The following is a 20951-nucleotide window of genomic DNA, read 5'->3' as shown; positions in this document are numbered from 1 at the left end:
CTGCAAACTGAGAAGAAAACGGTTGCAGGTGTCTAATTTTTATTCATATACTTCATTTTTTGGGGAAAGGCCGTTTGCTACCGCAAACGGGGACTGCTGACGGGAACTGCCAACCAGTGAGGGCCACGGCTTTCGAATATCCAATACAAAAACAGTTAGCTTTGACTTTCGATTGAACTCTAGAATCCAGGGCGGCCGGAATATCGTCTCAGCCGTTTTTGTCCGCACGAAGTGCGGCATTTCCAGGAAATTTCCAAAAAAGATTCAAGAAAATAAGAAAGCAAATTAAGAGGTGCATTTGCTGCAAACTGCGAAAGAAAAAAGGCTGCAGACGTGTAATTATATTCTTCTTCTTTTTCATTACAGTCAAGGAAAGGCCGTTTGCTACCGCAAACGGGCTGCTGACGGAAACTGGCAACCAGTGAGGGCCGCGGCTTTCGAATAAGTAAAATAAAAAAATTAACCGTATTTCTAGATGAATTATCAAGAAAATCCGGCGGCCTGAATACCTCCTCTAACTTTAATTGATAAAATGAAGATCATTCCCGGCACCATCCTTCAAACTTAAAAACCTCCGGCACAAATATTCCAGTAGAAATGAGCAAACCGGATCCCACAAAACCATTCGATGCCTTCGAAAAACACGCCAGTGAATACGATGCCTGGTACGATAAATACAAACCGGCCTACGAGTCCGAACTCCTCGCCCTGAAACAATTCCTCCCCTCTCACCCGGAAAAACTGAGAGCCCTGGAAATCGGGGTCGGCACTGGAAGGTTCGCCTCTCCCCTCGGAATCGGATACGGGATTGAACCTTCGGAGGCAATGGCGCTTTTAGCTAAAGGAAGAGGCATAGAGGTAGTCCGGGGAATTGCCGAAGCCCTTCCCTTCAAAAACCAGACCTTAGACCTGATTTTAATCGTAACCTCCATTTCTTTTTTCACAGATCCGGCTCAGGGCTTGAGGGAAGCTGCAAGGGTCCTGAAACCCGGCGGGCAGATCGTTATCGGGATGCTCGACAGGGAAAGTCCGCTCGGGCAGTATTATGTGGAGAAACAAAAGGAGAGCAGCTTTTCTTCGGGCGCTCGTTTTCTTTCGGCAGTTGAGGTTTCGGGGCTGCTTGCAGGACTCGGGTACGAAAAGCTCGAAAGCTGCCAGACCCTTTCAGGAATTCCCGAGGAGATCGAGGAAGTGGAGCTGCCAGAGGAAGGCACCGGGAAAGGAGGCTTTGCCGTCCTTTCTGCGAGAAAACCGGGGAACCGCATTTTTTAAGAGAGTAAGGTGTTTAATTTTTACGGGAATTGCCAGTGTGAGAGGGAATCATAGTTGACTTCTTTGGAAGTCATGTTTTCAGAAGTCGTGTTTTCAGGGTCATTGGATTCCCGGGCTTTAAGGTCCGATTCATTACTGCTGTTATCGGGAGCGGTTTGATTTGATTCCTCATCGGAAAGATTCTCAGGACTCATGAGGTCGGAAGAGTCAGCAGAATCAGCAGAATCTACAAAGCCAGCAGAATCTACAAAGCCAGCAGAATCTACAGAGCCAGCAAAACCCACCGAATCAGCAGAATCGGTAGAATTACCAGAAACCACCGAATCAGCATCATCCGTTGAATTGCCAGAGCCCGCTGAATCAGGGGAACCTGAAGACACGGTTACCCCAACGCTTTTTGAAGCGTTTCCGTCCTGCACAATGGATTCATTCTCAGCCCCTGACGTGTTTTCGGCTTCAGGGGAGACGTTCTCCATTCCAGGGATTTGGGGGCCGTAGTTCAGGAATGCGAGGGCAAGGGCTCCGAGGACTGCGAAAGCCAGGAGGATAAGGACGACGTTGCGGACGTTTTTCATAAGCTTTTTTCTGCGGGTATGGATTTTTTCGTTCCTTGCCCCGGCGTAGTTGCTTCCGAGCCAGGAGTCCAGCTTTTCCGCCTGTTTTTCGCTGAGTTCCAGAACAAAATCGTCCCCTGTCCCTGTGGCACGTTTATCCGGGGTCCTGAAGGCAGAGGCTTTTTGCTCTATGAGGGTCTTGAGGAGCAGTTTCCCGCCTTCTCCCACAGTGGGCAGGGTTGAGAGGACATGCTTTAAAAAGTTCACAGCTTCATGCGGGCTGAGGGGGTCGAACCCTTTGCGAAGCCCCCAGGTGAATGTTTTCTTTCCATGGGGGTTCCCGTAAAAGGAAACGTCGGCAGTTAGGGCAAGCAGGGAGGGGAGGTAAGGGGAGGGTTCACCTTTGCGGAAGCCTTCCTCGAGCATCAGGGCGAGTTCGGAGACGAAGTCTTCGTAAAAGAAACCGTTTTCCAGGAGGTAGCGCTGGACCTCTTCTTTTTCACCGATGCTGTTAAGCCCCCGGTACAGCTCCAGCATGAAGGCTTCAAGCCCTTTGCTTACGGAATCCGTTCCGCTCAGTTTCTTTATCACTTCAGCTGCAAGTTCCTTGTCCCGGAACACGAAGACCCTGTCAGCCCAGCCCCTGGCAACCAGGGCATCAGCCAGCGCTTTCAGGGACCCGGGCTTTTCCCGGTAAAGTTCGAAGAGGGTTTCGATTTCTCCCTTTGCCATGAAACTGTCGGTTATTTCGGGCCCGAAATGTTCGATCATGCCCCTCCGGACTTCCTCCAGCAGTTCCTCCCGGTCCCCGGTCCTTTCCCGGAAACTTTCCTCAGTCCCCGGGTATTCCTGCTGCTCTGCCATGCGGACGAAAGCCCTGTAGAGAAATTCGTAATATTCCACAGGATAGGAAGGCTCCGGACCCCGCGAAGCCGGGTTGGATCTCAGGTCCCCGTTTTCAAAGAAAAAGTCAGGGTCAGGCTCCCCGGGCCCGGCTGACAGGTCAAGCCCGGACGGATAGAGGGAAAGGGCAAACCTGAAAGGCAGGTGAAAAGCAGGCTTCAAGCCCGAAACCAGGCTGAAAAGCAGCAAAAGCCCGTCCTCAAGTTTGGAAGTCCTGACCGAAACCGGCTGGTTTGAGAGAAGGACCCCCGCAAGCTGAGCAAGGGATTTGGCAAAGGACCCGGCAGGGAATTTTTCCGGGGAAGTAAAAGAATTCAGGAAACCCGAAGAATCAAGAAAACCCGGAAAATCCGGAGAGACCAGCGAATCCAGATCACCCGCTTTCCACAAACCGATTACGTCATACCGGATTGACTCCAGAGCTTCGGTTTTCGCCCTGGCCTCCTTATAGAACTTCTTGAGCCAGGCCCCCTCCCGGTCAAACTCCCCCGGCAGGATTTTCGAGATAAAGACAACCCTTTCTTCCCTGCCTAGCTTGATTTTAGCCAGGAGGCTGCAGCCGAGAAGAATTTCCCTTTTTCCGGGCATGTCTCCGTGCATGTCCCCCGTCATGTCCCCGGTCTCGACATACAGGGCGCTTCTTTTAATGTCCAGCTTTTTGGCAAGCTCGGAGTAATCTTTAAAGTCCTTATTTCCTGCCAGCAGCTTTCCGCTTGAGCTGAATACCCCGAAAGCAGGACCATGACCGTAATCAGAACCATGACCGGGATTAGAACCAGAACCAGAACCGGAATCGGAACCAGAACCGGAATCGGAACCAGAACCAGAACCGGAATCGGAACCAGAACCGGAACCAGAACCGGAATCAGAACCGGAATCAGAAGCCGAATTTCGCAATTTCACCGACCCTCCATGGGAAAATCTGGGTAATTCTCTGCTGTTCTTCGATCATTTTCCCCTCTTTTGAAAACTGGGGGGTGAGCGTTGCGTCCACGCTTACGGTGTAAAAGTAGATAGGGACTTTCCGGGCCCTGTGGAGGATTTCCCTGAAGGTATCGGTTTTGCTCAGGAGTTTGTAGATTTCCTCTTCGATTTCCCGGGCTTCTGCCGACTCTTCCGGAATTTCGGACAGGTCTTTGAACTTATCGATTTTTGTTACCACTAGGGCGTAGGACTTGTCGCTTCCCAGGAGGTCCATAAGCCGGGAATAAAGCCCGAAGAGGCGGGTTAATTCCATTCTCCCTTCCAGGTGGTAGTCCAGGAGGTAGTCCCCGTCCACGAGGAAAATGATTTTCCCGGCAGTTTCCATTTTTTTATATATGGAGGCCAGGATCAGGTCGTGAAATTCTCCCTGGAGCTCCTTTGCGTAGTCTTTTTTCAGCTGTTCCAGGAAGCTGATAGTCCCGATCCGCCTGTAGATGGTGTTTATATTGAAACGTTCCAGTTTTTCATCGAGCTTATTGACAGCCAGGGAGTAATTCTCAGGGTCCAGGTCATCGGTATACTCCCCACTGTAATCGATGAAAGAAAATTCTATGGGGATTGCCCCTTTTTTCCCGGACAGCACATACATTGCCATATCCGCGCGGCTGGTGCTCTTTGGCATGTTCCCGGCTTCGATTTCCGCAAGCATAGACTCGATTCTCAGCCGGTCCTCGTTTGCTTTCGAGAGCTTCCCCTGCGTGTCATAGGAAAGGATGATTTCCCTGTGCGTGCCTGCGTAAAAGTTCACGAAATGGTTGTACAGGGCGAGCAGGAGGAAGGTCTTTCCCGACCTTGAAGGCCCGTATATGAAGACATCGGAAATCCGGACGTCCCGGATAAGCCCTGTCAACTGGTACAGGGAAAGCACCACCAGCAAGGCCAGCCCCAGGTCCAGGGGTCTTTCAGACCCGCTTTCAAGGAAACGCCCCAGCCCTTCACCTGAAAACGGGTATATGAGTTCCAGGGCAAGGACAAGGATGTAGACGCCCAGGCCAAAAAAAAAGAGCCTCGCCCCTGCCCTTGCATAGCCCGTAAGCAGGTTGAACCTGTTATTGTGAAGGGCCTGCCAGTCCAGAAGTCCCCCGGCCAGGAGGCCCAGGAGCAGCCCGTTTGCCTTCAAGACCCCCAGGTCAAAAGAAAGAAAATACAGGAAAGGCAAAAAGACCGCAATTAAAAAGAAACCCCCTTTTCTTGACTGTTCGTGGAAAAACATCCCTGAAGCGCTTGCAACGAAGAATGCCGGAAAGAAACTCAGCAAAAAAGCTCCTGGCCAGGAAACCTGGGAGAAAGCTAATGTCCCTGCAAACCATAAAAAAAGGAAAGATAAAAGCAGGACCAGCCCTACTGCCGGAAGTTCATAGAGGAGTTTCAGGCTGCTGTGTATCCTCATTTTTCAAAGCCTCTCTCAAGCTTTTTTCTTCGTACAGTTCATTGACCCTTGCCCCGACGTTTACCCCTTTCTTTTCCAGGTTTGCCAGTTCCCCGGCTTCCTTCAGGTCGAGCAGGGCTTTTCGGGTTACGTATTTTCCTTCATGGAGTTTGAGCACATGGTGAAGCAGGTTATCCTTCTTATTTTCATACACCTCCCAGAAGCCTCCCCCGGCGGTCAGGGGCGAGATATTGTCCAGGAAACCCGTGGCTGAAAAGAAGGTCAGGGCAATGTCCCAGGGCTTTGTGTGGTTGTGGGTGGCAAGCTTGGCATCATTGCTGTTGCTGAGTGCCAGGACCCCGTTTATTTCTTCTTTTATCCCGTCAGCTATGGGTTCGCTTGCAATCCGGCTTGAAATGTAGGAGGAGCGCGAAGAAACCACCAGGGCGGCTTTTCCGAAATTCCAGCGTTCGGTGGTGCTGATAGGGATCATCAGGTTATGGATCCCGAGCTTGTAACTTTCTATCAGGTTTTTGTAAGTTACCTGGATTTCCCCGATGAGTTTGTCAAGTTCGCGTTTCCCGCTCTCGTCCCAGTCAAGGTCCCTCATATCGGAACTCTCGTCGATAAGGGAGAGGATTTTGGGGTTGATATCCCCGAACTTTGTCATGTAAAGGCTGCTCAGGGTCTTGCTGCCAGCTTTGCTCCCCGAAGTCCTGACATCACTGAGTTTTGTGAAATGCTCGTAAAATTTATCGTATTCCCTGGAAAGGTCCCTCCTGTAAACAAGGGTTTCCTCAGTAAGGACCTCGGTTTTCCCGAGGAAATCGGAAAGGAAATTCTGAGCCTCGAGCTTTCCTTCAAGCTCCCGAAACTCCGTCTCGATCCGTTCCAGTTTCCCTGAATAGTCTTCCCTCTGCAGGTAGTAGCGGGTCAGGACCTCTCTCAGGAGGCTCCTCAATTTCGGCCTGTCTCCCGACTTAAACGCCCGGTCGATTTCCTCAAGATCGGCGGCTTTCCTGTTCAGGTCGAAAAAGAGGGAGTCCATGATCCCGGTTTTAAGTTCCTCGGCCTTTTTGTTCTGGCTTTCACTCAGGAAATTTTCAGGAACATAAATCTCGAAAGGAGGGTTTACCTGGACATATTCCCTTCCCGAGCTCTTGATATAATCCTCCATGCTCCGTTTCTGGGCTTCAAACCTCCTGAGAAGCTTCTTTTTATTCCCCTTTACGGCCCCGACCAGTTTCTCCTTAAAGCCCCCTTTTTCGATCCGGGTAATCCTGTAATCGTAATAGTAGTAGAGAGAAATCGATTCCACGAGCTTGGAAAGGGCCTGGAGGTCTATTTCAAGCTCATGGGACATGGCAGTAATTTCTCTCTGGAGTTCCGGGACCCCGGTCAGGGTCAGCCAGGTCTCCTTATCCGTGCTTTTGAAGTTTCCTGCCCCGAAATTGCTGATGAAGATGTCAATTTCCGATTTCAACCGCTTCTCATGGTCCCGGATGTTATCCAGCTTCTTCTTCCGGGAAAAGTACTGTTCAATGTCCCGGTCGTTATCGCTTAAGGCCTTATCTACTTCTTTTTCGACCCGGGAATTCACCTGTTCCAGATAATCCTTTTCAACCTGTTTGCTTTCGATTTCGGCTTTTGTTCCAAGGCTTTCTTCCTTGAGTACCCTGGTTTTAGCGTTGAGCCGGTCAACAGAAGCCACAAGTTCCTGTTTGCCTTTCAGGACATTTATAAGCACGGCTCTTGCAGCTTCCTCCTCAATGCCCGCGACCCGCTTGAAGAGCCTTGCAGTATCTTCGATCCCCTGCAGGGTCTCGGGAATCAGGCGAAAGAGCTTCTTGTCATTTTCGTCCTTCAACTCGTCTTCCTTTACGCTGCCGCTAAAGCTTTTCACCCTGGAGATGAAGTCCAGCAGGTCCTCATAGCTGCTTATGTTTTCAATCCCGGCGTCTGCCGAGATGTTGTTGCGTATGAAAAACTCCACGGCTCCGGGGGTCTGGTAGTTAAGGAGTTTTCCGATTTCGTTTTTCCAGACTTTCTCGGCGTTTGTGTATTCCTTTTTAATAAACTCGGAATCTGTCCGGGTAGGAGGCAGTTCCCTGAACATCCCGGAGCTGTCCAGCAGGGCTTTTACGGCCCTGTTGATTTCTTTCCTTGCCCCGCTGATTTTTTCGAGTTCCAGGATGATTTCCTCATACTGTTTTTTCAGGGTTTTCAGCTCTTCGACGGGGTACTGGATTACATGGGCATCTGCAAAAATAAACGAGGAATACAGGCGTTTCGAATCGCTTAGGTTGATATCCCCTTTTTCGATATGGAAGAAATTCGTCAGGATGTGGGGGAACATTGAATCGAACTCATGCACCTCTACCCTGGCCTCTTCCCCCTTTTTATAGCCCGTCGGGCCCAGGGAACTGAGCACCACATAGTTGAAAAGCCTCTCGTTAATGTTCAGGTATTCGAGTTCGGTAAGCGCAATTGCGGCGTTTAACTGTTCCATTTCCCCTTCTTTTGTGGTGGGAATCACCGCAAAAAGCCAGATCTGGGTAGCCTCCCCCCGTAGAGCCCGGATATACCGCGCAAGGTCAATGAACATCCCTGCCCCGGTCCCTCCTCCGAGCCCGACAATAATTGCCGTTGTCCCGGTACTCGGAAAGGTCGGAAAGCCGCTTGCCTGCCCCTGGCTCAGGACCTTGTAGAAGATCGCCTTTGAAATCGCCCTTCTCCGGTGCACTCCCCCTCCGAAATCGTCAATCAAAAAGGGGTCGATTGTCCTGAGCTCCTCAAAACTCAGCCCCTCTGCCCCCGGATCGTTCAGCCACCAGGTACTTACGGCGGGGTCCGATTTCCTTTCCTTGATCTTGGTTGCGACCTCCTGGCTTGCCAGGTCCGAGACCTGGTTTATGTTTGCCAGGGAAGGGAGGTAATAGTAATTGTATTCTATATTCCCCCTGGCCCCCATTTCCTGGATCCCTGCCCGAAACTCGCTTCTCTGGACCTCATCTTCCACTTTCTCGTTGGCATCCGTATCCATGGTATAGATCCTGAGCCTTTTTCCTGAAGCAAGGTAATTGCCAAGGATCCATTCGTGCCTGCAGATCTCCCCGCAAAGGCGTTTCCCACAGCCCCCGATCCCAACAATGGTAAGGTCCGTGGGAAGCTGCAGTGTAGAATAGCTACTTTCCCTTCCGTTCATTCCTCTTCCTCCTCTTCAGATCCGCCGAACCTGATCCCCAGGATAAAGCCCAGGGCCAGCAGGGCAATCCCTCCAAGCACATAGCCCAGGCTAAAGGGGCTTTCCTCTTCTTCTTTCTCTTTCCTTTCCTTTTCCTCTTCTTCGATCACATGGTCCGCGATTTCGTTTGCCTCGGTCACAAGCCCCTTATCGAACATGTCCTGCAGGTATACGCTGAAAAAAGAGTCGTCCAAAAGCGTCATTTTCCCCCTGAACTCTTCGATCTCGGTAGCCATTATCGTAAACGTGCGGGTATCGCTCTCCCCCAGGGGGTTTCCGTCCTCATCGGTCAACCTGATCCTGTAGTAAGCATACCCTGTCAGCTTTGGGTCGTATTTTATCAGGGTAAGCTCGTCGCACTGTTTAACTTCCCTGATTTCCGGAACCCTCCCATTCAACTGGACAACGATTTTCTCCCCGCTATCCTCAACCGGAAGCTCAAAACGGCTCTTATTGCTCTGAAGCTCCAGCCCGGTAAAATTGTAGATCGGCCGGTCCCCGTATTTCACCAGGTCCGTATCAAAAGTAATGAAATCCGCAGCAGCGGGAATATTGCTAATCGTAATGACGCTGCTTATAACCTCCTTTTCCTCAACCTCCCCGGGAAGCTCCCCTTCCACCTCGACCTGGGCTGCCAGCACAGCCCCCTCCCCCGCAAACAGAAGAAAAAACAGGAAAGCTAACGCAGTCACATAAACGGCTTTATGCCCCGCTCCCATATCTGATGCCCCCTATCAAATGACCTCAACCCAACCTTAATAACCCGATATCAAAACGACCTTAAACAGAACTTACTATCCCCATAGTAAAATGTCATCTAATCGAAACCGATTTTCCCCATGCCAGAACGAACTTTAATCGAACTTTAATCGAACTTAATATCCCCATGCAAATTCTTCATATATCAATAAATAACTTTTTTTTAAATTAGTTTAGGAAGATTGAATGATAACATTTTTGAATATTATTGAAATGCGTGCCTGCGAGAACCAACAAAATTAAAAAATTTAAAACTTGAAGTGACATGAAAGTCCTTCCAGTAAAGTACCCAAAAGCAAAAGTAATCCAGTCAATAACTTATTCCCATAAACATTTTTTTAAATCCCAGCAGTAACTCACCCCCACAAAACTTTTTTTAAATCCCAGCAGTAACTTATCCCCACAAAACTTTTTTTAAATCCCAGCAGTAACTCATCCCCGTGAACCTTTTTTGATCCGTTCCTCAGGTACCGGCGCTCTCACCGGTCAGCTTGCTGACCGGCCTTTCCAAAATTAAAAAGAGTAAAAAAATAAAAAACCTGAAAAGTAAAAGAATTAGAATTGAAAATTGAAAAAAAGACTTTGTAGAAAACCTCAACTAATTATATTTATTTATTAATTAAAGATCATAGAAACAAATTCAGAACATTAACGCGAAGTGAGTTGAATAAAAGAAAAGCTAATAATGAAAATTTTTTCTTTTAATCAATTTTTTTTCATTAATTTCGGGAAAGGCCGTTTGCTTACGCAAACGGTGAGGACCCTGTTTATCGATACGAAAGCGCAAATAAGCGGAATTGGAATCAGTATTGGATCCTATAACAAAAACCGGGGTCATTTTCAGTTATATACAGGATTTCTATGGATCAGAAAAACCATTTTTCTCTTATCTAGGAAATTTTGTCCGGATTTCCTTCAGCCGTGCTTTTCCGAGTTCAACGATCTTCATTAATTCCAGGTATTCTTCTTCGGAAAGCTCGCTGCCTGTGAGGACTTTTCGGACAAAACTCCCATCCGAATACAGTAAAACCCGGTCCCAGGCAGTAAAATGCAGCCCGCTCAGGTACTCGCAGGGAAGTTCCCATTTAGGCTTGACGTTTTCGAAAGCTTCGAAACGGTAAAGGGTTTTTCCGTTTTTCAGGAGAGGAGTGAATTTCAGAAACATATTATCATTAACATCATCCATAGTTCCATCTCAAGCTTCGTTTTTCTGGGGGAAGTTAGACAGAGGTGGGAGACAGATACGGACCATAAAAAACAGGGAAACGTTTTTTGGGGGGCCGTAAGGACCCTTTAAAAAATCAAATCAAATTTTCAGAACTCGAGGTCCGAAATCAAATTTTCAGAACTCGAGGTCCGAAATCAAATGTTCAGAAATCAAGGTCCGTTACCTTTGCTCCCTTGGCGGAGGTGACCGTGGCTTCGATGTCCTTGAACTTCGGGACGCCCATGCCGCCGGTTTCGTCCGAGACAAGCATGTTGGACCAGGGGCTGTTTGGCATATACGCAATGCCTTTGTGGGGGGTTTCGTAGCCGGATTCTTCGACTTTGACCACGATGTTCCCGAAAGAATTTTTCACGATAACCGTTGCACCTTTCTTTACGCTCATTTGCTTGAGGTCTGCGGGGTCCATTTTTATGAGGGCAGAAGTATTTTTGTACTCTTCCCCGAAACGGTCCTCGATCATTGCCTTGTTCTGGAAAATGTCCCTGTAGGTTACGATTTTTACCTTAATTTCAGGGGCTGCCAGGAAAGATCCGAAATCCATCAGAGCGCCTCCATGATTTTTGTGAGAATTTCTTCATCCGTGGGACGTTTTGTCTCAAGTATCGGGTCGAATTTTACCTCAACCCCGTCCATCCGGGTCGCACTGCCTCCGCACTCAACCCCTGTAACTGCCGTGCTGAAATGGACCTTTGCCTTCCTGGAGGTAAGGGTCTCGCAGGGGTCTATTGAAATTATGGGGATATCGAGCAGGTTCTTCACAATCGAATGGGGCAGACTTGCCAGGGGGTCGGAACCGATGATAAGGACTGCGTCCACAGCCTTTGCTTTCAGGGCTTCCACAGTTGAATATTCGGGCCCGTGCTTTGCCTCCCCGTTTTCGAACTTCACGCAGTTCACGTAGCCGGTCTCGGCAAAGAGGTTCTCGTTAAAGCCCCGCATGTTGTAATGTCCGACCATGGGAATCAGGTGGAACTCCCCTTTCGCCTTTTCGTTCAGGACTTCCACGAGCCGGATTATCGGGTCAAGGTCATCCAGGGAATAGAGCAGGCCCAGGCCCATGAAGATCGTCCCGAACTTCGCGCCTTTCAGCATATTGGAAAGTTCCAGGAGCCTTTTCGGGGGGAATTTGTAGGAAGTCTTTGGCAGTTTCCCGGAAACCCCGTCAATCAGGGCATTTATAAATTCGGTATCTCCACCGGGCGGGATCTGGAAGAAGTTGCTCCCGCAGATCTTTGCGGTATGGGACTTCCTGATATCAATTGCAATGGCGGTCCTCTCTTCTTCCCAGCCCTTCTGCTTCTGTTCCCCACGGGGGAAGTAGGAGAATTTTGAAAGGTGGCGCGGGTGGGAATCCGAAGGGTCTGCGCCCCAGAAGACCATTACATCTCCCTTATGCCGCACATCGTCAAGGGTGCAGGTATTGAACTTCTCCTGTAGGAGAGCTTCGACCACCGGCCCCAGGCAGAAGGATGAGGTGTCGTCCAGGGTTGCATTCAGTTTTTTTGCAAGTTCGAGAGCTTTTTTCTGGGCTTCGTTCGTGGACGTCCCAAGCCCAAAGATGAGGGGGTTCTTTGCATTTTTCAGGATCTCTGCAGCCTTTTCGATTGCTGCGGCTTCTTCTGCGGGCTTTCCGTCCACCCGGGAGACAGCTTCCCTGCTGCCTTCCTTCATATGGGCTACCCCTACCCTGCAAGCTGTGTAAACCTTGCTTACCGAGTCTTTCTCAAGCTCAACCTCAATATCGTCGCAGAGCAGCCCGCAGCCGGTACATACATAATAGTTCCCTTCCATCAGCTTCACCTCACACAAACTCGATTGCCTCTACCGGGCAGGTCACGATACAGCCAGTGCAGAGAATCTTGTTTTTCCCGAAGCGACGGCACTCGTCTACATTCTGGGCTTTTACGATCCCATCCTCGATTATCAGGATAAGCTTATCGGTGCTTTTCGGGGCTTTTCCCGCCCCGACTCCATGAGGGTCGTTTGCCACGTTTACCGGGCAGGCAACCACACAGTTTCCGCAGCCAAAGCAAAGCTCCTCGTGCACGATCAGGCCGGTTTCTGTCGCACCTTCGGTAGTGGAGAACATGCCGCTTACGGTTTCATAGTTCTTCTTATACTTCGGGTCATTTTTCATGGGAGGGCAGTCATCCGGCGTGAGCTCGCGGGCCATGAGAGCAGCTGCAAAAGCCATACAGGAGTTTTTCCCACATTCCTTGCAGTTGGTCTTTGGAAGCAGTTGATAGAGTTCCATTGTACTTGTCATTTTCACATCACCCTTGAGTCAAATTCCATTGGGCATAAATCCATTGGACAGAAATCCATTGGACAGAAATCCATTGGGCATAAATCCATTGGACAGAAATCCATGAACCAAATTAGTTTAGTGAAATCCCTTAGAATTTAAATCAAATATTATTTAATTAAAGTGTATTAAGTACCTTATCTTAAATTATTGCATTTTAATTTGCAGCGTTAAGCCATATTTGCGGCGTTAACACCTTTTTTAAGCTTTTCGGCCCCTATATTGGAATCCCGGACCCTATCAGGAGCTAATGAAAGCCGCATCTTAAAGTCCCGACTTCCGTAAAGGGAAATATATTTAAACAAGCCGAAATACACCTTTTATCCCCGAAAAAGGCATTTTCCCGGGAGGGAACCGAGCAAAAGAACCGGGCCGGTAGTCCTGAAGGAAACACAGGTCAATCGGCTTTGAAGAAGAGTTCGCAGTGGCATTTGCCATCCCTTTCGATTTCATCTTTATGATAGATGCAGGGACAGATTATTTTCTTATCTTCACCCTCATTCCCGGTTACTATCCTGCAGGGACAGTAGCGTTTCCCAAACTTCTCAAGCCTTGCAGCAAGCCCGTCAAGCACATAATCAAGCCCCTCCTTATCGGGATTGAGCTGATAGCCTGCTTTGTCAGCGTATTTTTCCGTCCATTCGTACATTTTATTTTTTAAGTCTTCGTGCTCACTCATGTGAAATCCCTTTGTTTTTGGTTAGAAATAACAATGATCAGGTAACCGAATTTCAGGTGACCGGTAATTCCAAAATATCATCAGTTGCTTATATAATCATTAAATTAAAAGAAGCAACCGGTAGAATTGGAAATTGCTTGCTAAACTACAATCAAATTTCAGCCCTTAAATTCGATTACGAATAATATCTCAAACTATAAAGTAGTTGGGAGATACCCGGTCAGGTAGATGGTTCAGCGGCAAATGGCAGAACAATGCTTGCAGGATATCAGTTAGCGAATATCAGAAATACATAGTATGAAGTTTTATATATAAAATAAGTTTTATATATAAAATATGTGTTATAAATACATGGTGATAGTTATTGTTAGATCCTGGCAATAAAGCCACCTGATGTTCATCATACATATAACTCCTGAAGCCATGACCTCAAGCCCGACGGAAGTCATTTCACTTAAGGCTGCCATGCCTTTCTCCCGCAGCGTCCTCCACAGCGTCCTCCACAACGTCCCCCACAACGTCCTCTGCAACTTTTTCTTGCAAATGAGCTCTCATATATCAAACATCGGCCACGGGCAAGCTAGTACATTATAGTTAAAAAATTAAAAAAACCCTTATAAAATAAAGGTTTTGATTTTGTACAAAATAACTATATTTTTATCCGGTTCAGGAGAAAAATTATATTAAGAACTGAAAAGCCCCGGAAACCGCAAAAAACAGAAATTTCCGGATTCCGGGGAAAGTCCTCGTTGAATTAATTTTTTCTGTACCCAAAAGGGAAACTTTCAGGAATATTATACAGAGAAATAAAATCTTAGGAATATATCTCAGGAATATTGTTCAGAGAGATAAATCACAGGAATATTATTCAGAGGAATATTATTTGGAAGAAATCCAGGACCTGAAATTATAACTTATAAATTATATAGGGAAATATATCAAAAGCTATATCATGCCCAAGTCCCTAACATTAGCCATAGATATAAGGAGTTACAAAAATGAGAATCGGAGTATATGTTTGCCACTGCGGACTGAACATTGCAGGTGTAATAGATGTCGTTGCACTGCAGGAGATGGCAGGCAAACTGGATGATGTGGTGCTTGCCCGGGAAGTGCAATTTTTGTGTTCCGATTCCGGGCAGGAAGGCATCATCAAGGATATCAAGGATGAAAAGCTCGAGAGGATCGTTATAGCAGCCTGTTCCCCCCGCCTTCATGAAAAAACGTTCCGGGGCGTGGTGGAAAAGGCAGGCCTGAACCCTTACCTGATGGAGATGGTAAACATCAGGGAACAGTGTTCCTGGGTGCATGCAGACGACCCTCAGATGGCGACCCAGAAAGCCTTTGACCTGATCAGGATGGGGGTTGCAAAAGCTAAGTTCCTCAAGGAACTCAGCGCAAGCCACTCGAAAGCAAGCAAAAACGTCCTCATCGTGGGAGGCGGGGTTGCAGGGATAGAGTCCGCCCTGAACCTGGCCGAGGCCGGCTTTCCCGTGACCATGGTTGAAAGGGAATCCACAATAGGGGGAAAGATGGCCCTGATGAACGAGGTCTTTCCAACAAATGACTGTTCCATCTGCGTGCTCGCCCCCAAGATGACGGAAGTCCAGAACCACCCCAACATAAACCTTTACACCTATTCCGAAGTCACCGACATCTCAGGTTCGGTCGGAAAGTTCCACGTAAAGGTTACCAAAAAACCCAGGTTCATCCTGGAAGACAAGTGCAAGGGCTGCGTTGACCTCTGTTCCGAGGTCTGCCCCGTGGAGATCGAAAACCCCATGAATTACGGGGTTGGAAAAACCCGGGCAATCTACATGCCCATCCCCCAGTCGGTCCCCCAGGTCGTGCTCATTGACCCGGAAAAGTGCGTTGGCTGCGGGCTTTGCCAGCAGGCCTGCCCTGCCGAAGCGGTTGACTACGAGCAAAAACCCGAGGAAATCGAGTTCGAAGCCGGAGCCGTCATCGTTGCAACCGGGTACCAGCTTTTTGATGCCAGGAGGAAACCGGAACTGGGTTTCGGGAAATACCCGGACGTTATCACCAACATGCAGCTCGAGCGGATGCTGAACTCCGCAGGGCCGACGGGAGGCAGGGTCCTCAAACCCTCCGACGGGGAACCCCCGAAAAGTGTTGCGTTTATCCAGTGTGTCGGGTCTCGAGACAAAACCGTAGGGAACGAATACTGTTCAAGAGCCTGCTGTATGGCAGCCCTCAAAAACTCCCAGATGATCAGGGAGCGTTACCCGGACACGGACGTTACCATCCACTACATCGACATCCGGGCAGCCGGGGAGATGTATGAGGAATACTACACAAGGACCCAGGGTATGGGCGTGGACTTCATCCGCGGAAAGGTAGCCGAAGTCCAGCCTTCGGAAGACGGAAGGCTTGCCATCCGCTACGAAAACACCCTGGAATGCCGGGCTGCAGAGGACATCCATGACATGGTCGTGCTCTCTACGGGCTACGAGCCCACAAAGGCTGCGGAAGGAATAGGCAGGATGCTGAACCTTGCAAGGCGGCCGGACCGCTTCTTTGCCCCTGCCCACCCGAAAATGCGCCCTGTGGACGCTCCGGTAAGCGGGGTCTTCCTGGCAGGCTGCGCCTCGGGCCCCAAGGAAATCCAGGTCTCAATTGCCCAGGGAAGCGCCTGTGCCTCAAAAGCAATGCAGCTCCTCGGGAAGGGCGAGCTCGAAGCCGACCCCATGGGTGCCCACGTCGACCCCGAAAAGTGTATCGGGTGCCGGACCTGTGTGGAGGTCTGCAAGTTCGGGACGATCAGCATCGTGGACAAGAAAGCCGTTGTTGACGAAGTTTCCTGTTACGGCTGCGGAGACTGCAGTGCAGCCTGCCCGGTCGGAGCCATCCAGATGCGGAACTTCGAAAACGAACAGATCCTGGCCCAGGTCAGGGAAGCAACCGCCCACAAGTCCCAGAGCCCCTTTGTCGTGGCTTTCCTCTGCAACTGGTGCAGTTACGCCTGTGCCGACCTGACCGGGATGTCTCGGCTGCGCTACCCCACTAACATCAGGGTAATCCGGACCATGTGCTCGGCAAGGGTCAACCCCGAGTTCGTGCTCGAAGCCCTGAAAGGAGGAGCCGACGGAGTCCTTATTGCAGGCTGCCGGATGGACGAGTGCCACTACATCCACGGGAACTACGACGAAAAGAAGCGGATAGAAGTCCTGAAAGACGTGATCGGGGAAGTCGGGCTTGATCCGAAGAGGATCCGGACCCTCTGGATCTCGGCTGCGGAAGGAGAACGCTTCTCGAATACCATTACCGAGTTTGTTAAGGAGCTGGAAGAAATAGGCCCGATCGGGACCGAACTGCAGGAGGCGGTGCAGTGAGCGAAGAATACCCTGAACAGGAACAGGAAGCCCTGACAGAAGAATGCGGAGCTGAAGAAACCGGAGCCGAAGAAGAAGGCCAGGAAAAGATCACTGTCACCACCACCATGGACCTGCAGGGCTCCCACTTTATCTACACCCAGGCTACGGAAAAGTCCATCAAGACCATTGACTACGATTACAAGCGCTGCAACGGCTGCGGGATCTGTGCGGAGATCTGCCCCACGGACGCCCTTGAACTGGGTCCCATACACGAAATCGCAACCGGGCTTGACGCCCCTGCCGTGATGATGGACCTTGACAAGTGCACCTTCTGCAGGATGTGCTCGAACCTCTGCCCGGTGCACGCCATAACCTTCGAAGCCGTGGGCGAGGTCCCGGACGAGGAAAAGTACCCGAAATACGACACTTACGTGGAAATCAACGAAAAGTGCCTGCCCTGTGCTCTCTGTGAGGGAGCCTGTCCCCAGGACGCAATCGAAGTCGAGTTCACCTTCCCGAAAAAGGAAGAGATCGCACCCCTGAAAGAAGGGGCCGAAGGGGAAATCGAGATCGACATGGACAAGTGCAACTTCTGCGGCATCTGCGCCCGTTTCTGTGACGCTTTCATCCTGCTCGAACGCGAACCCACCCCTGACAACCTGGTGCCTTTCGAGCAGCTCCTGGTAGACGAGGACCAGTGCGACTACTGTGTGCTCTGCCAGGACATCTGCCCGGAAGAGGCGATAAAGGTCAAAGGGGAACGCCCCTGCGAGGCCCCGAAGGTGGAAGGCAACGTCAAAGTGGACGACGAGAAATGCACGGAATGCGGCCGCTGTCAGGCAGTCTGTCCTTATGACGCCGTGGACCTGCAAAAGCCCATGGAAGGGCAGCTCAGCCTCATCGAAGCCAACCTGAAAGAGTGCGACCCCCAGGGCTGCCGCGGCTGTTTCAACGTCTGCCCCTCGGACCTCTGGTACGTCCCCACAGACCCCGAAGACCCCCGGAAAATCGCCTTTGCCGAGGAATACTGCACCTACTGCGGAGCCTGCGTACAGGCCTGCCACCTGGAAGCCATAAAAGTCGAGAGGACCGAAGTCCACCACACCGAAATCCCCGAGACCCCCTGGGCAGCCCAGTGGAGAGACGCCATCGAGTCCCTGAAGACCGGTGTCCGGAGAGGGGTGGACAAAGCAGTCTTCCGGGAAACCGAGACCCTCAAAGCCCAGAAGTTCCTGGGAGTCGAGCCTCCCGAAGTCGACGAGGAGAGGCTTGCAGCCGTCCAAGCAAAGATCGACTCACTTATGCCTGCCCTCAAGAACGCAAAGGTCAGGAAACTCTGGGAAAAGGATACTGCAGAAAACGTCCTTATTGCGGTGAAAAAGAAGATGGAAGTTTGATTGGCATCAAACTTCTTTATATTTTTATTCAAACCATTTATTCTGTTTTTCATTCTGAATTTTCATTTTGTTTTTTCATTCTAATCTTGCTTTTCCGAACCCTATCCTGAACTCTGTCCCCCCGTTTGTTTTAAGCTCGATATCCCCGTCGATCTGTTTCACCAGGGTGTTTACGAGCTGGAGGCCCAGGGTCTCGGGGTTTTCAAAATCGATGTTTTTCGGGAAACCTGAGCCGTTGTCCGAAACGATCAACATGCACCTGAAATTTTCGCAGCACCTGCCTTTTTTCATATCTTCCTTTATTCCAGCGCTTTCTTCCTCTACTCCACTGCTGTCCCCTTCTACTCCACTGCTGTCTCCCTCCACTCCACTGCTGTATTTTACACTGCTTTTGCTTATTGCATCGCTTTCCATGCTGTAGAGCTGAATCCGGATTTCCCCTTCCCCCCCTTCGGGAAAAGCATATTTCAGGGAATTTGAGACGAGTTCGTTGACAATTATCCCCAGGGGAATTGCGGTATCCATGTAGAGGTAAATCTTCTTTTCAGCCTCCACTCGGAGCCGGATTTTACTGTTCCCTATCCTGTAGGACTCGAAGAGGCCGGAACTTAGTTTCATGAGGTAAGCCGAAAAATCAAGGGTTTCGACGTCTTCGGACCTGTAAAGCTCTTCGTGAATAAGAGCCATGGAAATCACCCGGTTCTGGCTTTCCCGGAAGGCATCTATTACTTTTCTGTCCCTGAAAAAGTCGGCCTGGAGATCGAGGAGGGAGGAGATCACCTGCAGGTTGTTCTTGATCCGGTGATGAATTTCTTTCTTGCTGATTTCTTCGGCCCTCCTGATGGCTTCTTCTGAGAGCTTTCTTTCCGTAATGTCCTTTATTATCCCAATCAACCGGTAGACCCGTCCGGCTTTGTCCTTCAGGAAGATCCCGCTAACGTCCACGTGAGCGTAAGTCCCGTCCTTTCTTTCCACCCGGTATTCCTGATGATACTTCCCGCCCTTTTTCAGGGCCTTCCCAAAAAATTCGGCTGCCTTCTTCCGGTCTTCGGGATGGATATGGGATATCCAGAGTTCTTTTGAAGCCAGGCAGGGATCTTTACAGGAGTAGCCTGTAATCTTCTCCACAGCCCCTTCCCAGCTCAGGCGGTTTGCAAAAACGTCATAGTCGTAGATCCCCTGCCCGGTCTGCTCCACAATGAGCCGGAAACGCTCCTCGTTCTTTTCCAGTCTCTCCCGTGCAAGTTTCTTATCCGTTATGTCCTTTACCATGGCAAGAACCCGGTAGACGGAGCCTGACTCATCCCTTAAACAGATCCCGGTGCCTTCTACACAAATATAACTCCCGTCTTTCCTCCTGAACCTGCATTCCCCGTGGTACTTTTCCCCGGTTTGCCTGCACCTGGTGTGGGCTTCCAGGACTCTTTTCCGGTCTTCGGGGTGGATATGCTCCGCAAAGGTATGGAGGTCAAATTTCCGGAACTCTTCCGCAGAGTATCCCGTAAGTTCCTCAATGGCTCCCGCCCACTCAAAACTTCCTGTTTTTACATCGTAGTCCAGAATGAACTGTCCTGCCTGTTCTGCAAAGTGCCGGTACTTTTCCTCACTTTTCCTCAGTTCTTCTTCCGTCTGCTTCTGCTTCGTGACGTCAAAGCCGCAGATGCTTATATGCCCCTTTTCCGGAAAAGGGTGGAACACAAGCAAAAATACCCTATCCCCGGCTCTGAGCTCTAACTCTTCCTTACTATCCCTGACTATCGAAATTCTTGCGACATTTTCAATTTCGGGAGGCAACCTGTCTCCTACCCGGAGTTTCCATTCCCCGAGGAGGGAATTTCCCGCCCTGTTCGCATAGAGAATCCTTCCGTCTTTTTCTGCCAGGAACACGAGGTTCTGGCTTGTTGCAAGGAATTCCTCCATCCAGTGTTCCTTATATCCTCCCTCTTCAAAATGCCTGTCAGGCTGCTTACTCTCTTTAATGCCCCTCACATCCGGCTTTCTGTGCATTTATGCTCTTAGCGTCCCGAAAATTAGATGGTGTCGGAAGCTTTGAAGAAGATAACCGTTCAATTCCCACTCCCACTCCCCCAAACCCTGAAACTGAACCTTTAACTTTAACTTTAGCTTAATTTCCCGGCTGACCTTTTCCCCTTATAACCATCACCGGCACCTTGCAGTGCCTGACCACATGCCCTGCAACACTCCCCAGCAAAATCCGGTTCAGACCTGCCCTGCCGGTCGTCCCCATGACAATGAGGTCCATCGAAGTATCTTCTGCAAAATCGATCAACTCGGGAGCCGGATGTCCTTCAAGCATTACGGGTTCTACCGGGACCCCTGCTTCCTTACAGGCAACAGCTACGTATTCAAGGGTTTCCTTTCCCTCTTTTTTCAGGAACTCGTACATCGATTCCCAGCCCGCGTCAACCGCCATGGAAGAAAAATAGTCAGTTGACACGACGTACACCGCATACACAACTCCCCCGCTCAGGCGGGCCAGTTCGATCCCTGCAGAGACGGCCTTCTTTGAACATTCGGAACCGTCCGTAGCGACCATGATTTTCTTAAAAGTAGGGCTTTCCGTGCTTTCAATGCTTGCCATGAAGTTCCCCCCATTAACCTATAGGGCTGCAAAAATATAATGGCATCGAATATAGAACAATTTTAAAGTGCATCTACGGCTGCAATGGCTGCGGAAGCCGGGTCTGTCCCCCTTCACAGGCCCTGCCTCATAGAGCTCGGGGTGAGGGTAGACAAGACCCTTGAAAAGCTGGGGACGCCCCTTCAGAAGTTTCCAATGGATGATGCAGCTCCATCCTTATACGCTGGTTCTGCTGGATTGAAAAAAATCAGGTATTTCAGGGCTTATGCCCCATTTTCCGGGGTTGTACTCCAAATAGTAAATTAAATGCCAGATTAGTA

At 49.8% G+C, this 20951-nt stretch carries 16 protein-coding genes; 4 read left to right on the top strand and 12 right to left on the bottom strand.

All coding sequences use genetic code 11. The features are described 5' to 3' along the window. The first annotated feature begins 597 nt into the window (after positions 1 to 597). Entirely contained in the window at positions 598 to 1272 is a 675-nt protein-coding gene (locus tag ACSAZK_RS00080; RefSeq protein ID WP_440955414.1) for a class I SAM-dependent methyltransferase, read from the top strand. A 20-nt stretch (positions 1273 to 1292) separates the two neighbouring features. Here ACSAZK_RS00080 and ACSAZK_RS00075 read toward each other — a convergent pair whose 3' ends face one another. The 10 genes from ACSAZK_RS00075 to ACSAZK_RS00030 all read right to left on the bottom strand — a co-directional run bounded on the left by ACSAZK_RS00075 (position 1293) and on the right by ACSAZK_RS00030 (position 13764). Continuing rightward, on the bottom strand, positions 1293 to 3626 hold the full coding sequence (locus ACSAZK_RS00075) for a hypothetical protein (protein ID WP_440955413.1): 2334 nt from the start codon (positions 3624 to 3626) through the stop codon (positions 1293 to 1295). Next, positions 3607 to 5103 carry a hypothetical protein gene (locus tag ACSAZK_RS00070; protein WP_440955412.1) on the bottom strand — a complete coding sequence of 499 codons (1497 nt, stop codon included), beginning with the start codon at positions 5101 to 5103 and terminating at the stop codon, positions 3607 to 3609. The genes ACSAZK_RS00075 and ACSAZK_RS00070 overlap by 20 nt, the downstream gene beginning before the upstream one ends. After that, entirely contained in the window at positions 5069 to 8287 is a 3219-nt protein-coding gene (locus ACSAZK_RS00065; protein ID WP_440955411.1) for a tubulin-like doman-containing protein, read from the bottom strand. Before ACSAZK_RS00065 ends, ACSAZK_RS00070 begins: the two co-directional genes overlap by 35 nt. Next, positions 8284 to 9045 (bottom strand): hypothetical protein, encoded by a 762-nt coding sequence (locus tag ACSAZK_RS00060; RefSeq protein WP_440955410.1) that lies wholly within the window; start codon positions 9043 to 9045, stop codon positions 8284 to 8286. The genes ACSAZK_RS00065 and ACSAZK_RS00060 overlap by 4 nt, the downstream gene beginning before the upstream one ends. Before the next feature lie 926 nt (positions 9046 to 9971). Beyond that, positions 9972 to 10271 (bottom strand): hypothetical protein, encoded by a 300-nt coding sequence (locus tag ACSAZK_RS00055; protein WP_440955409.1) that lies wholly within the window; start codon positions 10269 to 10271, stop codon positions 9972 to 9974. Between the two features lie 184 nt (positions 10272 to 10455). Further along, the gene (locus tag ACSAZK_RS00050) at positions 10456 to 10854 is read right to left on the bottom strand and encodes a molybdopterin dinucleotide binding domain-containing protein (RefSeq protein WP_440955408.1); all 399 of its coding nucleotides are present in this window, start codon (positions 10852 to 10854) and stop codon (positions 10456 to 10458) included. Beyond that, the gene (locus ACSAZK_RS00045) at positions 10854 to 12104 is read right to left on the bottom strand and encodes a formylmethanofuran dehydrogenase subunit B (RefSeq protein ID WP_440955407.1); all 1251 of its coding nucleotides are present in this window, start codon (positions 12102 to 12104) and stop codon (positions 10854 to 10856) included. Before ACSAZK_RS00045 ends, ACSAZK_RS00050 begins: the two co-directional genes overlap by 1 nt. Positions 12105 to 12114: 10 nt before the next feature. Continuing rightward, complete coding sequence (locus ACSAZK_RS00040; RefSeq protein WP_440955406.1) at positions 12115 to 12579, bottom strand: (Fe-S)-binding protein; 465 nt, start codon at positions 12577 to 12579, stop codon at positions 12115 to 12117. 436 nt (positions 12580 to 13015) lie between these two features. Continuing rightward, a complete protein-coding gene (locus ACSAZK_RS00035) occupies positions 13016 to 13297 on the bottom strand; it encodes a ferredoxin-thioredoxin reductase catalytic domain-containing protein (protein WP_440955405.1) in 282 nt (93 codons plus the stop codon). 341 nt (positions 13298 to 13638) lie between these two features. Next, positions 13639 to 13764 (bottom strand): hypothetical protein, encoded by a 126-nt coding sequence (locus ACSAZK_RS00030; protein ID WP_440955404.1) that lies wholly within the window; start codon positions 13762 to 13764, stop codon positions 13639 to 13641. Between the two features lie 531 nt (positions 13765 to 14295). On the opposite strand from ACSAZK_RS00030, the gene hdrA2 reads away from it, so the two are divergent. Both hdrA2 and ACSAZK_RS00020 read left to right on the top strand, forming a co-directional pair. Next, entirely contained in the window at positions 14296 to 16650 is a 2355-nt protein-coding gene (hdrA2, locus tag ACSAZK_RS00025) for a CoB-CoM heterodisulfide reductase HdrA2 (protein ID WP_440955403.1), read from the top strand. A 107-nt stretch (positions 16651 to 16757) separates the two neighbouring features. Then, positions 16758 to 18029 carry a 4Fe-4S binding protein gene (locus ACSAZK_RS00020; protein WP_440957064.1) on the top strand — a complete coding sequence of 424 codons (1272 nt, stop codon included), beginning with the start codon at positions 16758 to 16760 and terminating at the stop codon, positions 18027 to 18029. 75 nt (positions 18030 to 18104) lie between these two features. On the opposite strand, the gene ACSAZK_RS00015 is transcribed toward ACSAZK_RS00020, so the two are convergent. Beyond that, complete coding sequence (locus ACSAZK_RS00015; protein WP_440955402.1) at positions 18105 to 20036, bottom strand: PAS domain-containing protein; 1932 nt, start codon at positions 20034 to 20036, stop codon at positions 18105 to 18107. 118 nt (positions 20037 to 20154) lie between these two features. After that, positions 20155 to 20631, bottom strand: coding sequence for a universal stress protein (locus ACSAZK_RS00010; RefSeq protein WP_440955401.1), 477 nt, complete (start codon positions 20629 to 20631; stop codon positions 20155 to 20157). Positions 20632 to 20715: 84 nt separating this feature from the next. On the opposite strand from ACSAZK_RS00010, the gene ACSAZK_RS00005 reads away from it, so the two are divergent. Beyond that, positions 20716 to 20937 (top strand): hypothetical protein, encoded by a 222-nt coding sequence (locus ACSAZK_RS00005; protein WP_440955400.1) that lies wholly within the window; start codon positions 20716 to 20718, stop codon positions 20935 to 20937. Positions 20938 to 20951: the final 14 nt, after the last annotated feature.

It is taken from the genome of Methanosarcina sediminis (assembly GCF_052056915.1).
Lineage (GTDB): Archaea > Halobacteriota > Methanosarcinia > Methanosarcinales > Methanosarcinaceae > MTP4.
The sequence above is the reverse complement of the archived record's forward strand: the minus strand, read 5'-3'. Positions and strand labels throughout refer to the sequence as shown.